The organism is Streptomyces sp. NPDC005805, from assembly GCF_040630445.1.
Lineage (GTDB): Bacteria > Actinomycetota > Actinomycetes > Streptomycetales > Streptomycetaceae > Streptomyces.
Map to the genome: position 1 here is coordinate 200,111 of NZ_JBEXXN010000001.1, position 16,354 is coordinate 216,464.

General features: G+C 69.5%; 16 protein-coding genes. 9 read left to right on the plus strand and 7 right to left on the minus strand.

Translation table 11 applies throughout. The features are described 5' to 3' along the window. Window positions 1-182: 182 nt before the first annotated feature. Both dnaN and dnaA read right to left on the minus strand, forming a co-directional pair. Window positions 183-1,313: a DNA polymerase III subunit beta gene (dnaN, locus tag ABZ457_RS00945; RefSeq protein WP_359152680.1), complete on the minus strand. Its 1,131-nt coding sequence runs from the start codon at window positions 1,311-1,313 to the stop codon at window positions 183-185. 959 nt (window positions 1,314-2,272) lie between these two features. Beyond that, window positions 2,273-4,204 carry a chromosomal replication initiator protein DnaA gene (gene dnaA / locus ABZ457_RS00950; protein ID WP_359152430.1) on the minus strand — a complete coding sequence of 644 codons (1,932 nt, stop codon included), beginning with the start codon at window positions 4,202-4,204 and terminating at the stop codon, window positions 2,273-2,275. A gap of 360 nt (window positions 4,205-4,564) precedes the next feature. Here dnaA and rpmH point away from each other — a divergent pair, with 360 nt between their 5' ends. The 9 genes from rpmH (at window position 4,565) to ABZ457_RS00995 (ending at window position 11,431) form a co-directional block, all read left to right on the plus strand. Next, window positions 4,565-4,702 carry a 50S ribosomal protein L34 gene (gene rpmH / locus ABZ457_RS00955; protein ID WP_018846094.1) on the plus strand — a complete coding sequence of 46 codons (138 nt, stop codon included), beginning with the start codon at window positions 4,565-4,567 and terminating at the stop codon, window positions 4,700-4,702. A gap of 21 nt (window positions 4,703-4,723) precedes the next feature. Beyond that, window positions 4,724-5,095: a ribonuclease P protein component gene (gene rnpA / locus ABZ457_RS00960; RefSeq protein ID WP_026277338.1), complete on the plus strand. Its 372-nt coding sequence runs from the start codon at window positions 4,724-4,726 to the stop codon at window positions 5,093-5,095. Further along, window positions 5,092-5,451 carry a membrane protein insertion efficiency factor YidD gene (gene yidD, locus ABZ457_RS00965; protein ID WP_078521165.1) on the plus strand — a complete coding sequence of 120 codons (360 nt, stop codon included), beginning with the start codon at window positions 5,092-5,094 and terminating at the stop codon, window positions 5,449-5,451. Before rnpA ends, yidD begins: the two co-directional genes overlap by 4 nt. A gap of 3 nt (window positions 5,452-5,454) precedes the next feature. Then, window positions 5,455-6,711, plus strand: a complete 1,257-nt coding sequence (gene yidC, locus ABZ457_RS00970; RefSeq protein ID WP_359152433.1) for a membrane protein insertase YidC — start codon at window positions 5,455-5,457, stop codon at window positions 6,709-6,711. Between the two features lie 15 nt (window positions 6,712-6,726). Then, window positions 6,727-7,239 (plus strand): R3H domain-containing nucleic acid-binding protein, encoded by a 513-nt coding sequence (locus ABZ457_RS00975; protein ID WP_359152435.1) that lies wholly within the window; start codon window positions 6,727-6,729, stop codon window positions 7,237-7,239. Window positions 7,240-7,352: 113 nt separating this feature from the next. Next, entirely contained in the window at window positions 7,353-8,069 is a 717-nt protein-coding gene (gene rsmG / locus ABZ457_RS00980) for a 16S rRNA (guanine(527)-N(7))-methyltransferase RsmG (RefSeq protein ID WP_359152437.1), read from the plus strand. Between the two features lie 248 nt (window positions 8,070-8,317). Beyond that, on the plus strand, window positions 8,318-9,391 hold the full coding sequence (locus ABZ457_RS00985; protein ID WP_359152439.1) for an AAA family ATPase: 1,074 nt from the start codon (window positions 8,318-8,320) through the stop codon (window positions 9,389-9,391). After that, window positions 9,388-10,503 (plus strand): ParB/RepB/Spo0J family partition protein, encoded by a 1,116-nt coding sequence (locus ABZ457_RS00990; RefSeq protein ID WP_359152441.1) that lies wholly within the window; start codon window positions 9,388-9,390, stop codon window positions 10,501-10,503. The genes ABZ457_RS00985 and ABZ457_RS00990 overlap by 4 nt, the downstream gene beginning before the upstream one ends. Window positions 10,504-10,813: 310 nt before the next feature. Next, the gene (locus ABZ457_RS00995; RefSeq protein WP_359152443.1) at window positions 10,814-11,431 is read left to right on the plus strand and encodes a GNAT family N-acetyltransferase; all 618 of its coding nucleotides are present in this window, start codon (window positions 10,814-10,816) and stop codon (window positions 11,429-11,431) included. A gap of 69 nt (window positions 11,432-11,500) precedes the next feature. On the opposite strand, the gene trxA is transcribed toward ABZ457_RS00995, so the two are convergent. The 5 genes from trxA to ABZ457_RS01020 form a co-directional block, all read right to left on the minus strand. After that, the gene (trxA, locus tag ABZ457_RS01000) at window positions 11,501-11,833 is read right to left on the minus strand and encodes a thioredoxin (RefSeq protein WP_359152445.1); all 333 of its coding nucleotides are present in this window, start codon (window positions 11,831-11,833) and stop codon (window positions 11,501-11,503) included. Window positions 11,834-11,881: 48 nt separating this feature from the next. After that, a complete protein-coding gene (gene trxB / locus ABZ457_RS01005; RefSeq protein WP_359152447.1) occupies window positions 11,882-12,856 on the minus strand; it encodes a thioredoxin-disulfide reductase in 975 nt (324 codons plus the stop codon). Between the two features lie 122 nt (window positions 12,857-12,978). Then, entirely contained in the window at window positions 12,979-13,869 is an 891-nt protein-coding gene (locus tag ABZ457_RS01010) for a hypothetical protein (RefSeq protein ID WP_359152449.1), read from the minus strand. Beyond that, window positions 13,866-14,570: an RNA polymerase sigma factor SigM gene (sigM, locus tag ABZ457_RS01015; protein ID WP_359152451.1), complete on the minus strand. Its 705-nt coding sequence runs from the start codon at window positions 14,568-14,570 to the stop codon at window positions 13,866-13,868. Before sigM ends, ABZ457_RS01010 begins: the two co-directional genes overlap by 4 nt. Window positions 14,571-14,597: 27 nt before the next feature. After that, entirely contained in the window at window positions 14,598-16,316 is a 1,719-nt protein-coding gene (locus tag ABZ457_RS01020) for a serine/threonine protein kinase (RefSeq protein ID WP_359152453.1), read from the minus strand. Between the last annotated feature and the right edge of the window lie 38 nt (window positions 16,317-16,354).

The following is a 16,354-nucleotide window of genomic DNA, read 5'->3' on the forward strand; positions in this document are numbered from 1 at the left end:
TTCCTCAATCGTTGTGTGCCGTGTTCCTGCCCGCCTCCGAGCCTACGCCGGGAGGCGGGTGCACACCTGTGGGGTCAGGCGCTCATAAGCCCCTGATCAGCCGCTCGGCCGCACCGGTGGGCGCGGCGCCGGGCGCGGCCGTCGCACCCGGCCGACGGGGCGGGCGCGACGGCGGGCACGCGTCAGCCGCTGAGGCGCACCGGCATGATCAGGTACTTGTACGCCTCGTCCGCCTCGGCGTCCATCGCGGGACGGCCGCTGAGCAGGGCCGGCTTGGTGGACGTGGTGAACGAGAGCTGGGCGACCGGGGAGTCGATCGCGCTCAGGCCGTCGAGCAGGAAGGTCGGGTTGAACGCGATCGAGATGTCGTCGCCGTCGAGCTGGGCGTCGACGCGCTCCACAGCCTGTGCGTCGTCGCTGGAGCCGGCCTCCAGGATCAGCACGCCCTGCTCGAAGCTGAGGCGCACCGGGGTGTTCCGCTCGGCGACCAGGGCGACGCGCTTGACGGCCTCGACGAACGGGGCGGTCTCGATCACCGCGACCGAGTTGAACTCGGTGGGGAAGAGGGTGCGGTACTTCGGCAGGTCGCCTTCGAGCAGCCGGGTGGTGGTGCGGCGGCCCGCGCCCTCGAAGCCGATCAGGCCCTCGCCCGCGCCGGAGCCGGAGAGCGCCAGGGTGACCGTGTCACCGCTGGTCAGCGCCTTGGCCGTGTCCAGCAGCGTCTTGGCGGGGACCAGGGCGACGGCGGAGGCGTCGGGGCTCTCGGGCTTCCACAGGAACTCGCGCACGGCGAAGCGGTAGCGGTCGGTGGAGGCGAGGGTGACCGTGTCGCCCTCGATCTCGATGCGCACACCGGTGAGGACGGGGAGGGTGTCGTCACGGCCGGCGGCGATGGCCACCTGGGCGGCGGCGGAGGCGAAGACCTCGCCGGGCACGGTGCCGGTCGCGGTCGGCATCTGCGGCAGCGCCGGGTACTCCTCCACGGGCAGGGTGTGGAGGGTGAAGCGGCTGGAGCCGCAGACCACCGTCGCCCGTACACCGTCTGTGGAGATCTCCACCGGGCGGTTGGGCAGGGCGCGGCAGATGTCGGCGAGCAGGCGGCCGGAGACGAGGACCGTGCCGTCCTCCTCGATCTCGGCCTCGACCGAGGCGCGGGCCGAGACCTCGTAGTCGAAGCTGGAGAAGCTGAGGGCGCCGTCCTCCGCCTTCAGCAGAAGGCCCGCGAGAACGGGCGCCGGCGGACGGGCCGGAAGGCTCCGGGCCACCCAGGCCACCGCCTCCGCGAGTACATCGCGCTCCACCCGGATCTTCACCGGAACCGCCTCCTGCTGTTGCTGGCTCGCCCTGCTGGCCTTCGTCGTCGGCTTGATGCCGGAGACCAGTCTGACGTACCGCACCGACACTCGGTGCGGGTCGGGGTCAAGTCGTGACGAGGGGCGGGTGGGCTCCGGCGTCGAGTTGTGCACAGGGCCCCCTTCCAAGCCAATTTCCCGGTAACTCTGAGTGGGAGTAGTAGTAGGGGCTGTGGAAACCGTGGATAACGTCGTCTGCGCAGGTCAGAGGCGGTTTTTTGTCCACGGGGCCTGTGGGCCGCACTCGTGGACAACCGGGCTTCTCTGTGGACACGCGAAAGTTCTGCACACCCGATGCACAGCTCGGTGGGACTTCTCCCCAGCGCTGTCCCCAGCTTTACCCACGTTCCCCACAGGCCAATCGGCCTCGTTGGTGTGACGCCTTTCACTCGCGCCGGTGAGGGACGGTGTTGCGTTGCCGAACAGTGGACAGGGGTGGGGAAAAGCTGTGGGCAATCGCCCCTCGCCTGTGGGCCGCCGGTGGACAACGTCGATCAAGGTTCCGGGCGGGGTTCTCCCTCCACAGGCTGTGGAGATCGTTCGGCCACAAATCCACAAGCGGCTGACCAGCCGGGATGCCTCTCGGGGTCACCGCCCTGTGGACGGAATCGGGACAACTTCCCGGTCCCCAGGCTGTGGACGGAAGATCGTCCACGGATCTGTGGGTAACCGCCGTGCCCGGCAGGTATTCGAACACAGCGGGGCCGGCCGCCGGGGCCGTTCACGGGCTTCCGGGCCGGCTCACGGCGCTCTCGACGGCGGTCGCACGGCGGCCTCCAGCGGCCGCACGGCGGATTCGGCGGCCCTCGACGCAGGCTTCTGCTGTGCCCGGCGGCGCCTTCCGCGCCCCCGCACAGCGAAGGGCGCCCCGGGACATCAGATGTCCCGGGGCGCCCTCGGTGCCGTCTGCGGCGGGCCGCTCAGCCGTTCTTGATGCGGTTGGTCAGCTCGGTGACCTGGTTGTAGATGGACCGGCGCTCGGCCATCAGCGCCCGGATCTTCCGGTCCGCGTGCATCACCGTGGTGTGGTCGCGGCCGCCGAACTGCGCGCCGATCTTCGGCAGCGACAGGTCCGTCAGCTCCCGGCAGAGGTACATCGCGATCTGGCGCGCCGTCACCAGCACCCGGCTGCGCGAGGATCCGCACAGGTCCTCGACCGTGAGCCCGAAGTAGTCGGCCGTGGCCGCCATGATCGCGCCCGCGGTGATCTCGGGCGCCGCGTCCTCGCCGCCGGGGATGAGGTCCTTGAGGACGATCTCGGTCAGCCCGAGGTCCACGGGCTGGCGGTTGAGGGAGGCGAACGCCGTCACCCGGATCAGCGCGCCCTCCAGCTCCCTGATGTTCCGCGAGATCCGGGAGGCGATGAACTCCAGTACCTCCGGTGGGGCGTTGAGCTGCTCCTGCACCGCCTTCTTGCGGAGGATCGCGATCCGGGTCTCCAGCTCGGGCGGCTGGACATCCGTCGTCAGGCCCCACTCGAAGCGGTTGCGCAGCCGGTCCTCCAGGGTCATCAGCTGCTTGGGCGGCCGGTCCGAGGAGAGCACGATCTGCTTGTTGGCGTTGTGCAGGGTGTTGAAGGTGTGGAAGAACTCCTCCTGCGTCGACTCCTTGCTCGCGAGGAACTGGATGTCGTCGACGAGCAGGATGTCCACGTCGCGGTACCGCTTGCGGAAGGTGTCGCCCTTGCCGTCGCGGATGGAGTTGATGAACTCGTTGGTGAACTCCTCGGAGCTCACGTACCGCACCCGGGTCCCCGGATAGAGGCTGCGCGCGTAGTGCCCGATCGCGTGCAGCAGGTGCGTCTTGCCGAGCCCCGACTCCCCGTAGATGAAGAGGGGGTTGTACGCCTTCGCCGGCGCCTCGGCGACCGCGACGGCCGCCGCGTGCGCGAACCGGTTGGACGCGCCGATGACGAAGGTGTCGAAGAGGTACTTGGGGTTCAGCCGGGCGTGCGGTTCACCCGGGCCGGGTGCCGGCGCGGGCTTCGCCCCGAGCGGACCGGGCGCACCCGGGGAGGCGCCGCGGTGTCCGGGCCCCGGCTCGGGGAGGTCGCGCCGGTCGCCGCCGCGCGGGTCGTACTGCTGGTGCTCGGGCTGCGGCGGCCGACGGTAGTCGTGCGGGGCGCGGTTCTGGGGCGGCGAGGCATAGGGGTCGCGCTCCTGGAAGCCGCCGAGGCGGGGCTGCTGCCAGGAGAGGTCCTCCTGCGTCCGGGGCCAGGCGCCCGGCTCGGGGCGCTGCTGGTACTCGGGGTAGGTGGGGCGGACGTTCGGCAGGCCGTCGTCGGCCTCCGGGCGGCGGCCGTAGTCGTCGTACCGGTCGGTCTGGCGGGGGGCGTCGTACCCCTCACCCGGGCGCGGGGGCTCGTAGCCGTCGTTCTGGCGGGAGCCGTTGTCGTAGCCGTCGCCGCCGGTGCGCCCGCCGTCGTAGCCGTCGGGGCCCGGGCGGCCGCCGTCGTACGCCTCGTTCTGCCGGCCCCCGTCGTAGCCGTCGCCGGAGCGGGGCTCGTCGTGCGGGGCGGCCGGGTAGCGCGGCGCCTGCTGCTGGTGGCCGCGCACGGGACCGGGGGCCGGGGCCTCGCCCACCGAGTCGTCCACGGTGATCGCGATCCGGATCGGGCGCCCGCACTCACGGCTGAGCGTCTCGCTGATCAGCGGCGCGAGGCGGCCTTCCAGCACTCGCTTGCCCCACTCGTTGGGGACGGCGAGCAGTGCCGTGTCCGCGACCAGCGCCAGGGGCTGGCACCGCTCGATCCACTGCTTGTCCTTGGGCTCGACGCCCTGCTGGCCCTCGTCGAGGAGGTGATCCAGCACCCGTGGCCACACTGCGGCAAGATCGGCAGGTACGTCAGCCACAAAGCACGCTCTCTCGCAGGTCCCACGAATGTGTGGTTCTCGGGACGGGATAGGAAGACAGGCAGGAAAAGAATCCGAGTTCAGTCACGGTAGTCAGGCCGACCCGTGCGGTTCAAGTTGTTGTCCACAGCCTGTGCACAGTGGACCCCGACCCCGACGTGGTTTGACCGGATGGCGTAGCCGCGCGTACCGTAACCAGGTCGAGTTGTCGATGGCTGCTGCCGCCTGCCTCCGATGGGCAAAGATCACGGTCTGTGATTGTGAAGCGGTGCACTCGGGCGTAATCGCGAGCTACTCGTGGGCGCACGGTGACAGCCAGGCGATGTCCCGCCATCAACGAATTATTTCTGGAGCCCCCGAGTGAGCAAGCGCACCTTCCAGCCGAACAACCGTCGTCGTGCGAAGACCCACGGTTTCCGCCTGCGCATGCGTACCCGTGCCGGCCGCGCCATCCTGGCGAACCGCCGCAGCAAGGGTCGCGCGAACCTGTCCGCCTGATCGCTTTTAACAGGTCATGACGTGCTGCCTACCGAGAATCGGCTGAGGCGGCGCGAGGACTTCGCGACTGCGGTACGCCGAGGACGCCGGGCCGGACGCCCGCTACTCGTCGTCCACCTTCGAAGCGGTGCCACGGACCCGCACGCGCCTGGGGAGAGCGCTTCCCCGACGTGTGCGGGTTTCGTCGTGAGCAAGGCCGTCGGTGGGGCCGTCGTCCGGAACAAGGTGAAGCGGAGACTGCGCCATCTCATGCGGGATCGGCTCACCCTGCTGCCCCCCGGTAGCCTGGTGGTGGTACGGGCGCTGCCCGGTGCGGGCGACGCCGACCACGCACAGCTGGCCCGAGACCTGGACGCCGCTCTCCAGCGGCTGCTGGGAGGGGGCGCGCGATGAAGTACCCGCTGCTGGCACTGATCAAGCTCTACCAGTGGACGATCAGCCCGCTGCTGGGGCCTGTGTGCCGGTACTACCCATCGTGTTCCCACTACGGATTCACGGCCATCGACCGGCACGGTGCGGTGAAGGGAACGGCCCTGACCGCCTGGCGGATCCTGCGGTGCAACCCGTGGTCGCCCGGCGGTGTGGATCACGTTCCTCCGCGTAAACGCCCTCGATGGCACGAGATGCTGCGCGACGCCTTGCGCGGCAACAAGGGCGGGCACTCCGCCACTGACGTGCCTGCCCCGGGATCGGCGGCCACGGCCCCGGGCCCGGCCGCAGAGACCTCGCCCAATGCTCAAGGAGCCTGATTAGTGGACACGATTGCCAGTCTCTTCAGTTTTATCACCACACCTGTCTCGTGGATCATCGTCCAGTTCCACAAGCTCTACGGGGCGATGTTCGGCCCGGACACGGGCTGGGCCTGGGGACTGTCCATCGTGTCGCTGGTGATCCTCATCCGGATCTGCCTGATCCCGCTCTTCGTGAAGCAGATCAAGTCGACCCGGAACATGCAGGCGCTCCAGCCGAAGATGAAGGCCATCCAGGAGCGCTACAAGAGCGACAAGCAGCGTCAGTCCGAAGAGATGATGAAGCTGTACAAGGAGACCGGGACCAACCCGCTCTCCTCGTGCCTTCCCATCCTGGCGCAGTCGCCGTTCTTCTTCGCCCTCTACCACGTGCTCAGCAAGATCGCCTCGGGTGACGAGATCGGTGTGCTGAACCAGAGCCTCGTGGACAGCGCCCGGCAGGCGCACATCTTCGGCGCCCCGATCGCCGCCAAGTTCACCGACTCCCCGGAGAAGGTCGAGGCCCTCAACGCCTCCCTCACGGACGTCCGCATCGTCACCGCGGTGATGATCGTCCTGATGTCGGCCTCGCAGTTCTTCACCCAGCGCCAGCTGATGATGAAGAACGTCGACCTCACGGTGAAGACGCCGTTCATGCAGCAGCAGAAGATGCTGATGTACATCTTCCCGGTGATCTTCGCCGTGATGGGCATCAACTTCCCGGTCGGTGTCCTCGTCTACTGGCTGACCACCAACGTGTGGACCATGGGCCAGCAGATGTACGTGATCAACCAGAACCCCACCCCGGGCAGCAAGGCCCAGGACGCCTACCTCCAGCGCATGCTGAAGAGCGTCACCTCGCACGGCCAGGTCCGTTCCCGCCGTCACCGCAACGTCCTCCAGGTGATCGCGGCCAAGAGCACCAGCGACCGGAACGAGAACGAGCGCCGCCTCATCAGCGGTCTCGCCAAGGCCGGCCTCGCCGCCCAGGCCGACGGCACGGTGGCCAAGAGCGACACCGCCCTCGCCGAGGCCGAAGGCGGCGCCGCGCACCGCCGGCAGCAGCCCAAGCGCCAGAGCAAGTCCCAGCGGCAGTCCGCTGCCGCGAAGGGCTCCGAGGGCGGCGACACGGCCCCCAAGACGTCCCTCGACAAGGGCGACGCCGAGGGGTCCAAGCCCAAGTCCGCCGGCGGTGGCAAGGCCGCCGGCGCCCCCCGCCAGCCCAAGTCCGGGCAGCGCAAGGGCCAGCAGCGCCCCAAGCACCCGTCCTCGAAGAAGTAACGAAGGAGTCCATCCGTGACGGAAGGCACCATCTCCGCCGCCGCCGAGGGTGGCGACACCCTGACCCGCCTGGAGCAGGAAGGGGAGATCGCGGCCGACTACCTCGAGGGTCTGCTGGACATCGCCGACCTCGACGGTGACATCGACATGGATGTCGAGGCGGACCGTGCGGCTGTCTCCATCATCAGCGACAGCGGCAGCCGGGATCTGCAGAAGCTCGTGGGGCGCGACGGCGAGGTCCTGGAGGCTCTGCAGGAGCTGACGCGGCTGGCCGTGCTCCGGGAGACCGGGGACCGCAGCCGTCTGATGCTGGACATCGCCGGTTTCCGGGCGCAGAAGCGTGCCGAGCTCGCCGAGATCGGTGCCAAGGCGGCCGGCGAGGTCAAGTCCACGGGTGAGCCGGTGAAGCTCGACCCGATGACCCCGTTCGAACGCAAGGTCGTGCACGACGCGGTGGCCGCCGCGGGCCTGCGCAGCGAGTCCGAGGGCGAGGAGCCCCAGCGCTTCGTCGTTGTCCTCCCTGCCTGACCCCCGTTGTTCTGTCGGCCCCGTCTGTTCGCAGGCGGGGCCGATCTTTGTCAGCCTGAATGTCAGCCCACCACAGCCCGCTGGGGCAGTGCGGTACGGAAGGACGGTTTCCCGTGACGGAAGCAGAGGAGCTTCCTCAGGCGCCCGAGGCGGCGCGGACGGTTTTCGGTGAGTTCTTCCCGGAGGCCGTGAGGTACGCCGAGCTGTTGGCGGACGCGGGAGTGAAGCGCGGCCTCATCGGTCCCCGTGAGGTGCCGAGGCTCTGGGAGAGGCATCTCCTGAACTGCGCCGTGCTCTCCGAAGTGGTGCCGCAAGGGGTGACGGTCTGCGATGTCGGGTCGGGGGCGGGGCTGCCCGGTATTCCGCTCGCCCTGGCCCGCCGCGACCTGAAGATCACCCTGCTGGAGCCCCTGCTGCGCCGGACGAACTTCCTCCAGGAGGTTGTCGAGCTGCTGGGCCTGGACCATGTGACCGTGGTCCGGGGCCGGGCGGAGGAGATGCTCGGCAAGGTGCAGCCCGTCCATGTGGTGACGGCCCGCGCGGTGGCGCCCCTGGACCGTCTCGCCGGGTGGGGTGTCCCGCTGCTGCGGCCCTACGGAGAGATGCTCGCTCTCAAGGGAGACACGGCCGAGGAGGAGCTGCACGGCGCCCGGGCCGCTCTGGGGAAGCTGGGTGTCGTGGAGACCTCGGTGCTCCAGGTGGGAGAGGGGATCGTGGATCCGCTCTCCACGGTGGTGCGCGTCGAGGTGGGCGAGAGCCCAGGCGGGGTGCGGTTCGCGGCGAAGCGGGCCAAGGCGGCACGTACCAGTCGGTCCCGTCGGCGTAGGTAGCTACTGCGAGAGTCCGCACCATATGTGCTGTGTGTGGGCATTTCGGAGTGTCGTCCCCGTGTGACTTCGCCTGTCCGGGCATCGTGTTTCACGTGAAACGTCGCTCACTGCTGCAGGGAATCATCAGCCGTGGCCGTGCGGCCGCCCCGACCAGGGGGCGAAAGCCCCTCGTGCGGGCTACCGAGTTGTCCACAGAGGTGGATTCCTCCACAGAACCACGGGGCTCGCTGGTTCACGACCCCGAAAGCATGGCAGGCTCTGTTCATTGCGAGCCTGATGTCGAGGAGAGTGAATCCTTGCGGTCCGACGCCAACATTGCGGGACCGATGACCGATCCGGTCCCCGGTCCCCGTACCGAGTTCACGGCGGAGGATGTTTCACGTGAAACACCGCCGCCGATGGACGGCACCCCCATTGGTCGGGCTGCTCAGCTCGCCGTGGCGGCGCTGGGGCGTGCCGGAGAGGGGCTGCCCCGACCCGAACAGACCCGTGTCATGGTGGTCGCCAACCAGAAGGGCGGCGTGGGGAAGACCACCACGACGGTCAACCTGGCGGCGTCACTCGCCCTGCACGGCGCACGCGTGCTGGTGGTGGACCTCGACCCGCAGGGCAACGCCTCCACGGCACTGGGGATCGACCATCACGCGGAAGTCCCCTCCATCTACGACGTCCTGGTGGACAGCCGGCCCCTCTCCGAAGTGGTCCAGCCCGTTCCCGACGTCGAAGGTCTCTTCTGCGCCCCCGCCACCATCGATCTCGCCGGTGCGGAGATCGAGCTGGTGTCGCTGGTGGCGCGGGAGAGCAGGCTGCAGCGCGCCATCCAGGCGTACGAGCAGCCGCTGGACTACATCCTCATCGACTGCCCGCCGTCGCTCGGACTGCTGACCGTGAACGCCCTGGTCGCCGGTGCCGAGGTCCTCATCCCCATCCAGTGCGAGTACTACGCTCTGGAAGGGCTGGGCCAGCTGCTGCGGAACGTCGACCTGGTGCGGGGGCACCTCAACCCCGCGCTCCATGTCTCCACGATCCTCCTCACGATGTACGACGGCCGGACACGGCTCGCCTCGCAGGTGGCGGAGGAAGTGCGAAGCCACTTCGGTGAAGAGGTTCTGCGCACGAGTATCCCGCGCTCCGTCCGTATCTCGGAGGCCCCGAGCTATGGGCAGACGGTCCTCACCTACGATCCGGGTTCCAGTGGTTCCCTGTCGTATCTTGAGGCGGCCAGGGAGATCGCACTGCGTGGCGTCGGTCTGCACTACGACCCGCAGCATGCCCACACAGTGCAGAACGCGCAGCAGAACATGTCGGAGGGGATCCAGTGAGTGAGCGACGTAGAGGACTCGGGCGCGGGCTCGGCGCACTGATTCCCGCAGCTCCGCAGGAGAAGCAGGTCTCCCCGTCGAACCTGTCGAGCACGAGCCCGGCTCCGTCGTCCGGGTCTCCCCTGCTGACCGCGGACCGAGGGGTTGCGGCGGCCAAGGTGACGACTCTCCCCGCGGCGGCCCCGGCCCCTGACGCGGGCACCGTCCCGGTCGCGGAGCAGCAGCCCGACTCCCGGGCGGCGGAGCCGGCGGGCGCGCACTTCGCCGAGGTGCCGCTCGACGCCATCACACCGAATCCCCGGCAGCCTCGCGAGGTCTTCGACGAGGACGCCCTCGCCGAGCTGATCACCTCGATCAAGGAAGTCGGACTGCTCCAGCCCGTGGTGGTCCGGCAGCTCGGGCCGGACCGCTATGAGCTCATCATGGGTGAGCGCCGCTGGCGTGCCTGCCGTGAGGCGGGCCTCGAACGGATTCCGGCGATCGTCCGGCACACCGAGGACGAGAAGCTTCTCCTGGACGCCCTCCTGGAGAACCTGCACCGGGCGCAGCTGAACCCGCTGGAGGAGGCGGCCGCCTACGACCAGCTCCTCAAGGACTTCAACTGCACTCATGACCAGCTCGCGGACCGCATCGGGCGTTCGCGTCCGCAGGTGTCCAACACCCTCCGCCTGCTGAAGCTCTCCCCTCCGGTCCAGCGCCGGGTGGCGGCGGGTGTGCTGTCCGCCGGTCACGCCCGGGCTCTGCTCTCCGTCGACGACTCGGACGAGCAGGACCGGCTGGCCCACCGGATCGTGGCCGAGGGGCTCTCGGTGCGTGCGGTGGAGGAGATCGTCTCCGTCCTCAACTCCTCCGTCGCCAAGAGCTCGCCCAAGCCCAAGGGGCCGCGTGCGGGCGCCCGTCTCTCTCCCGCGCTCAGCGACCTCGCCTCGCGTCTCTCCGACCGCTTCGAGACCAGGGTCAAGGTCGACCTCGGTCAGAAGAAGGGGAAGATCGTCGTGGAGTTCGCGTCGATGGAGGACCTGGAGCGCATTCTCGGAACCCTGGCACCCGGCGAGGGCCGCGTTCTGGACGCGGGCCCCGGTGAGGAGCCGGCCGAGGAAGACGCCTCCTAGAAGGCGTCCTGGGCGTTCCGGCAGACAGGGGCGGGCCGTGTTCCTTTACGGAACACGGCCCGCCCCTTTGCCGTTTGCGCGGTACCCGCGCCGGTCCTGGGTGGATACGATGCGTTCTGGTAGGGCGCATCCACCTTGAGCCACCTCAGAGGAGGGCGGGGGCCGTGCGAGCCGTGAGCCGCAGCCGACTGGTCACAGTGGGCCTGGGACTGGGAACAGTGGGCGGATTCGTCAGCAGTCTGCTTCGGGAGAGGAACGTGCTGGCCGCAGCACTCGGTGCGGCAGATCAGAGAGGTGAGGAACAGCCTTCATGGGGCGTCGGCTCGTACCACTCACACTGGACAACCTCGCGGACCTTCCCGCGCGCTGTCGTTCGTGTGTCTTCTGGGAGCTCGACCCGGTCAGCGGGGAAGCCGCGGTAAAGGCCGGAACTCCCCAGCTCGAGAAGGAGGCATGGATCTCGGCGGTTCTTCTCGAGTGGGGCTCCTGCGGCCGCGTCGTCTATGTCGACGACACCCCGGTCGGCTTCGTTCTCTATGCGCCGCCCGCGTACGTTCCCCGTTCGACGGCCTTTCCGACGAGCCCGGTCTCTCCCGACGCCGTTCAGCTGATGACCGCCTGGGTCCTGCCCGGCTCTCAGGGCCAGGGGCTGGGGAGGGTGATCGTGCAGACCGTGGCCAAGGATCTGCTCCGTCGGGGATTCCGCGCGATCGAGGCGTTCGGTGATGCGCGCTGGAAGGAGCCCGGATGCCTGCTGCCGGCGGATCATCTGCTGGCAGTGGGCTTCAAGACGGTGCGCCCCCATCCGGTGCATCCGCGTCTGCGGCTGGAGCTGCGGACCACGCTCTCCTGGAAGGAAGACGTGGAGATGGCGCTGGACCGCTTGCTCGGAGCGGTCCAGAAGGAGCCGGCGCTGCGTCCCCTGTGACGGGAGCGCCGCTGGGCCCGACACCCCGGAGGGTGTCGGGCCCAGCGATGTTTCATGTGAAACAGTCGGCTACTCGCTGATGAAGCTCTCCAGGTCGCGGACGATCGCGGCCTTCGGCTTGGCACCGACGATGGTCTTGGCGACCTCGCCGTTCTGGTAGACGTTGAGGGTCGGAATGGACATCACGCCGTACTTGGCGGCAGTGGCCGGGTTCTCGTCGATGTTGAGCTTGACGACCTGGATCTTGTCCCCGTGCTCGGCGGCGATGGCCTCCAGCGAGGGCGCGATCTGACGGCACGGGCCGCACCAGGCCGCCCAGAAGTCCACGAGCACGGGCTTGTCGCTCTTCAGGACATCTTCTTCGAAGGTGTCGTCGGTAACGTTCTTCAGGGCGCCGGCCACGGCGGCCTCCTTCACTTCTCTGCGGGGTGTGGGAGTGCGGTACGGGGGTCAGACGGCGGGCGTCTTCTCCGGCTCGGGGGCCTTCTCGCTGTCGGCGAGGGCGGCCAGGAAGCGCTCCGCGTCCAGGGCGGCGGAGCAGCCGGTGCCCGCGGCCGTGATCGCCTGACGGTAGGTGTGGTCGACGACATCGCCCGCGGCGAAGACGCCCGTGAGGTTGGTGCGCGTCGACGGCGCGTCGACCTTGAGGTAGCCCTCGGCGTCCAGGTCGAGCTGGCCCTTGAAGAGCTCCGTGCGCGGGTCGTGGCCCACGGCGATGAACAGGCCCGTGACGGCGAGCGGGGAGGTCTCGCCGGTCTTGGTGTTGCGCAGGGTCAGTCCGGTGAGCTTCTGGTCCCCGTGGATCTCGGCGACCTCGCTGTCCCAGGCGAAGGAGATCTTGGGGTCGGCGAAGGCCCGCTCCTGCATCGCCTTGGAGGCGCGCAGGGTGTCACGGCGGTGGACGATGGTCACGGACTTGGCGAAGCGCGAGAGGAAGGTGGCCTCCTCCATCGCGGTGTCGCCGCCGCCGATCACGGCGATGTCCTGGTCCTTGAAGAAGAAGCCGTCACAGGTCGCGCACCAGGAGACGCCACGGCCGGAGAGCACGTCCTCGTTGGGCAGTCCGAGCTTCCGGTGCTGGGAGCCGGTGGTCACGATGACGGCCTTGGCGCGGTGCACCGTGCCGGCGGTGTCCGTGACGGTCTTGATCTCGCCCGTGAGGTCGACCGCGACGACGTCGTCGGGGACCAGCTCGGCACCGAAGCGCTCGGCCTGGGCGCGCATGTTGTCCATCAGGTCCGGGCCCATGATGCCGTCGCGGAAACCGGGGAAGTTCTCCACATCGGTCGTGTTCATCAGTGCGCCACCGGCGGTGACGGCACCTTCGAACACCAGCGGCTTGAGAGAAGCACGTGCGGTGTAGAGGGCGGCCGTATAGCCCGCGGGCCCGGAGCCGATGATGATCACGTTACGGACGTCGCTCACGGATGTGTTCCTCGTCTCTGGGGACTGCCTACTGCCTACGGGGCGGTTCATCGCTCTCACCCCACCCAACGGATCCTACGGGGCGGGCATTCCCGAGACGCCGCAGCGGCACAGGCGGTGGCTCACTGCCGAGGGTAGGTCCTGGTCAGCAGGAGGGAACCGGTCGGGGTGTCCGAGCTGCCGACGCAGTCGGCGTCCACGACATAGGCCGTGACCCGGGTGTCGTCACCGCGGTCGGGGAGGACGACGAGATAGGCGTCCTCTCCCGCGTAGTCGCCGCGTTCGAAGGCGATCGGCTGGTCCGTGCGGCCGGTGCCGCGCTGTACGCACTCGGGGAGGGTGTCGCCGGGGGAGCTCCTGGGCGAGACGCCCTCGGCCTCGGCGGAGGGCATCTTCTCGATGCGCGGTTCCGCGGTCTCGACGCCGGCCGCCAGGAGCGAGTCCACTCGCTCCTGAACCGGTGCGCCGGCGAAGTCCTCGGCGGTCGTGGCGGCGCCCGCGTCGCTCGCCGTGCCCGATTCGCCGGACGTGGTGGTGGAGAGCGTCTGGGTGAGGAGGACGCTCACACCGACGGCCGCGACACCGAGGACGGCACTCAGCACGACGGCGCGCCGCCGGCGCCGGGGCTTGCTCCGGCCCGGGCCGGAAGCGGCACGGGGGTGACCCGCCGGCCGGTCCGGAGTCGCGCCGGTGCTGTCGGAGGCCGTGGAACCGCTCCGTGTTTCACGTGAAACATCGTCCGAGTCCACCGGAGCGGTGGCGCCGAGCAGAGCTTCGGCCGCGAGGGCCGCGTCGATACGGCCCGCGATGTCCGAGGGCATACGACTGGGGCCGGGCAGGGTTCCGAGGAGTCCTCTGATCTCTTCGAGAGAGGTGTGCACATCCGCACAGAGCTCGCACTCGGCGAGGTGCCGGCGCAGATCGGCGGACTGGGACGGAGTGAGCAGTCCTTCGGTGAGATCGGAGATCTCGGAGACATCGGGGTGCCGATTCGTATCGGTCGAGGAAGTCACGCGCGTCCACCTCCACCCTTCATTGCCGCCGGACCGTTCGGCCCCTGCTCATTCGCTCCCGATGCCGGTGGGACGGATGTCCCTGCCGTCCGGTTCCCTCCCCCGGAGAGATCGGCGTTATCCCCGCCGGAGCCGCGCAGATGGCTGACCATCGGCAGAAGCCGGGCCCGCCCCCGCGCGCACCGGCTCTTGACGGTCCCGGTCGGCACCCCGAGGATCTCGGCCGCCTCGGCCACGGGATACCCCTGCATGTCCACCAGGACCAGTGCGGCTCGCTGGTCACCGGGGAGTCTGCCCAGCGCGGCCAGCAGTTCCCGGTGCAGGTCCTGCCGCTCCGCCGGTGCCTCCGCGGACTCCTGCGGTTCCAGCAGCTCTTCCAGGCGCTCCGGGTCGTCCACCGGGGAGGTCTTGCGGGATGCGGCCTTGCGGACCCGGTCCAGGCAGGCGTTCACCGTGATGCGATGCAGCCAGGTGGTGACCGCCGACCGCCCCTGGAAGGTGTGGGCCGCGCGGAAGGCCGAGACAAGCGCGTCCTGGACGGCGTCCGCCGCCTCCTCCCTGTCCCCCAGGGTGCGCAGCGCCACCGCCCAGAGCCGGTCGCGGTGGCGCCGTACGAGTTCACCGAAGGCGTCGGGGTCCCCGGCGACATGGCGGGCCAGGAGATCCTGGTCGTCGGCGTCGCCGAGTGTCGGGTCGTTCAACGGTGAGCCCCTCCCCTCGTCACGCCGTCAGCCGGTGAGGGAGACGTCCGCGATCCCCTGCTTGTGCCCGGGATCGCTGAATCCATCCTGGGGCGAGTAGGGCATCGCCGTCATCCAGAGCAGCACGTACCGGGTGTTCACCGGCTTGTCGGCGGTCAGCGTGAGTGCCGTGTCACTGGTCTGCCCCGTGGCGATCCGCTCCATCGAGGAGACGGGACCCGGGGGGGACAGGGAGTCCACGGCGTAGAGGCCGATCTTCGTGTGATTGCCCCCGAAACGCAACGCTATGGAGCCGCCGGACACCGGCTTCTCCGTGCCGAGGTCATAGACGATGCCCACACCCTGCTTGATGGAGGGAGCGAACTCCGGGCCGTCCAGGAAGCTCTTGGTGCGCCAGAACGTCGAGTTGTCGCCGTCGTGGGTGGCGCCCACCGCGTCCGTGTTCTGCGGCTTGCCGTCGGGTGCGTACTCCTGTGCGCCCTGGATCGCGAAGGACTGCGGAGCCTTCGGCTTCTCGTTCCCCTCCTCGTTGGTGGTCTCCGAGGCCGGCGGGTTGCGGTCCGACCCGCCCCGTTCGATGAGCCTGTCGGCGATCTGCCAGCTCCCCAGGCCCAGAGCCGCGATGAGCAGGGCGGAGACGGTCCACTTCAGTGCCTTCCCCGTCCGGCTCTGGAGGGGCGGGGGCGGGGTGGCGACGGACTGGGCCACGTTGGGCGCCGTGGTGCCCGGGCGGCCGTAGGCACCCGGCTGGTAGCCCGTCCGCTGGTACTCGGGAGGCGCGGCGAAGACCGGCTCCGGCGGGCGGATGCGGGGCATCGCCGCCACGGCCTTGGCCAGCTCGTCGGGCGTGGTGCACGGCGGCTCCTGACGGGAGGCCGTGGCACCGTCGTTGACGAGGGCGCGCATGGCGAGCTCGGACAGCCCGCGGTGGACGCCCGCGCGCACCTGGTCGGGGGCGACCAGGCCGACCCCCTTGGGCAGGCCCGTGAGGCCGTAGGCGTCGTTCTCGTAGGGCCAGCGCTGGGTGAGTGCCGCGTAGAGGAGGGCGCCGATGGCTTCGGTGTCGGTGCGCTGCGGGCGGTCGTCGGTGATGCCGCGCAGGGCGGCGTTCACCGCGAGGCCGCGGATCCGGTACTGGCCGGTGGAGGTGCGCAGCACCGCGCCGGGAGTCAGGCGCAGATGGGAGAGACCTTCGCGGTGCGCCGCGGTCATCGCCAACGACACCTGCTCGACGAGCTGGTAGGCGTCGTGCGCCTCCAGCGGGCCGGCGGCGAGGAGGGCGGTCAGCTCCACCGCGTCCGGGAGCCACTCATGGACGACGTAGACGAGGTCGTTCTCCTCGACCGCGTCCAGGACCTGGACGAAGCGCGGGTCGCCCAGCAGGGCGGAGGAGCGGGCGGCCGCGAGGACGGACCGTGCCCGCGGGTGCTCCGCGGGCAGGAGGTGGACCCCCACGGCCCGGCGCAGCTTCTCGTCGACCGCGCGCCAACTGCTGAAACCGTCCAGCCGGGTGACGCACTCTTCGAGGCGGTAGCGGTTGGCGAGCTTGTGCCCGCTGTGCAGTTCGGGCGCCGCGACCGGGGAAGCCGTTCCCCCGCCCTCGTCGCCTCCTTCCGGTGCGGTCCTGTCCGCAGACTCCTGGGATTCAGCCGCCCCGTCGGTCGTGGCCTTGCGCTTCCGCGCGGTCAGCGGGTCGTCCCCGCCGTTGTCGGCCACGTCGACGGCAGCCGTGCTACGTTCCGCCACCGTCGTTCCTGCCTCCCCATCCATTGCGCCATAGTCGA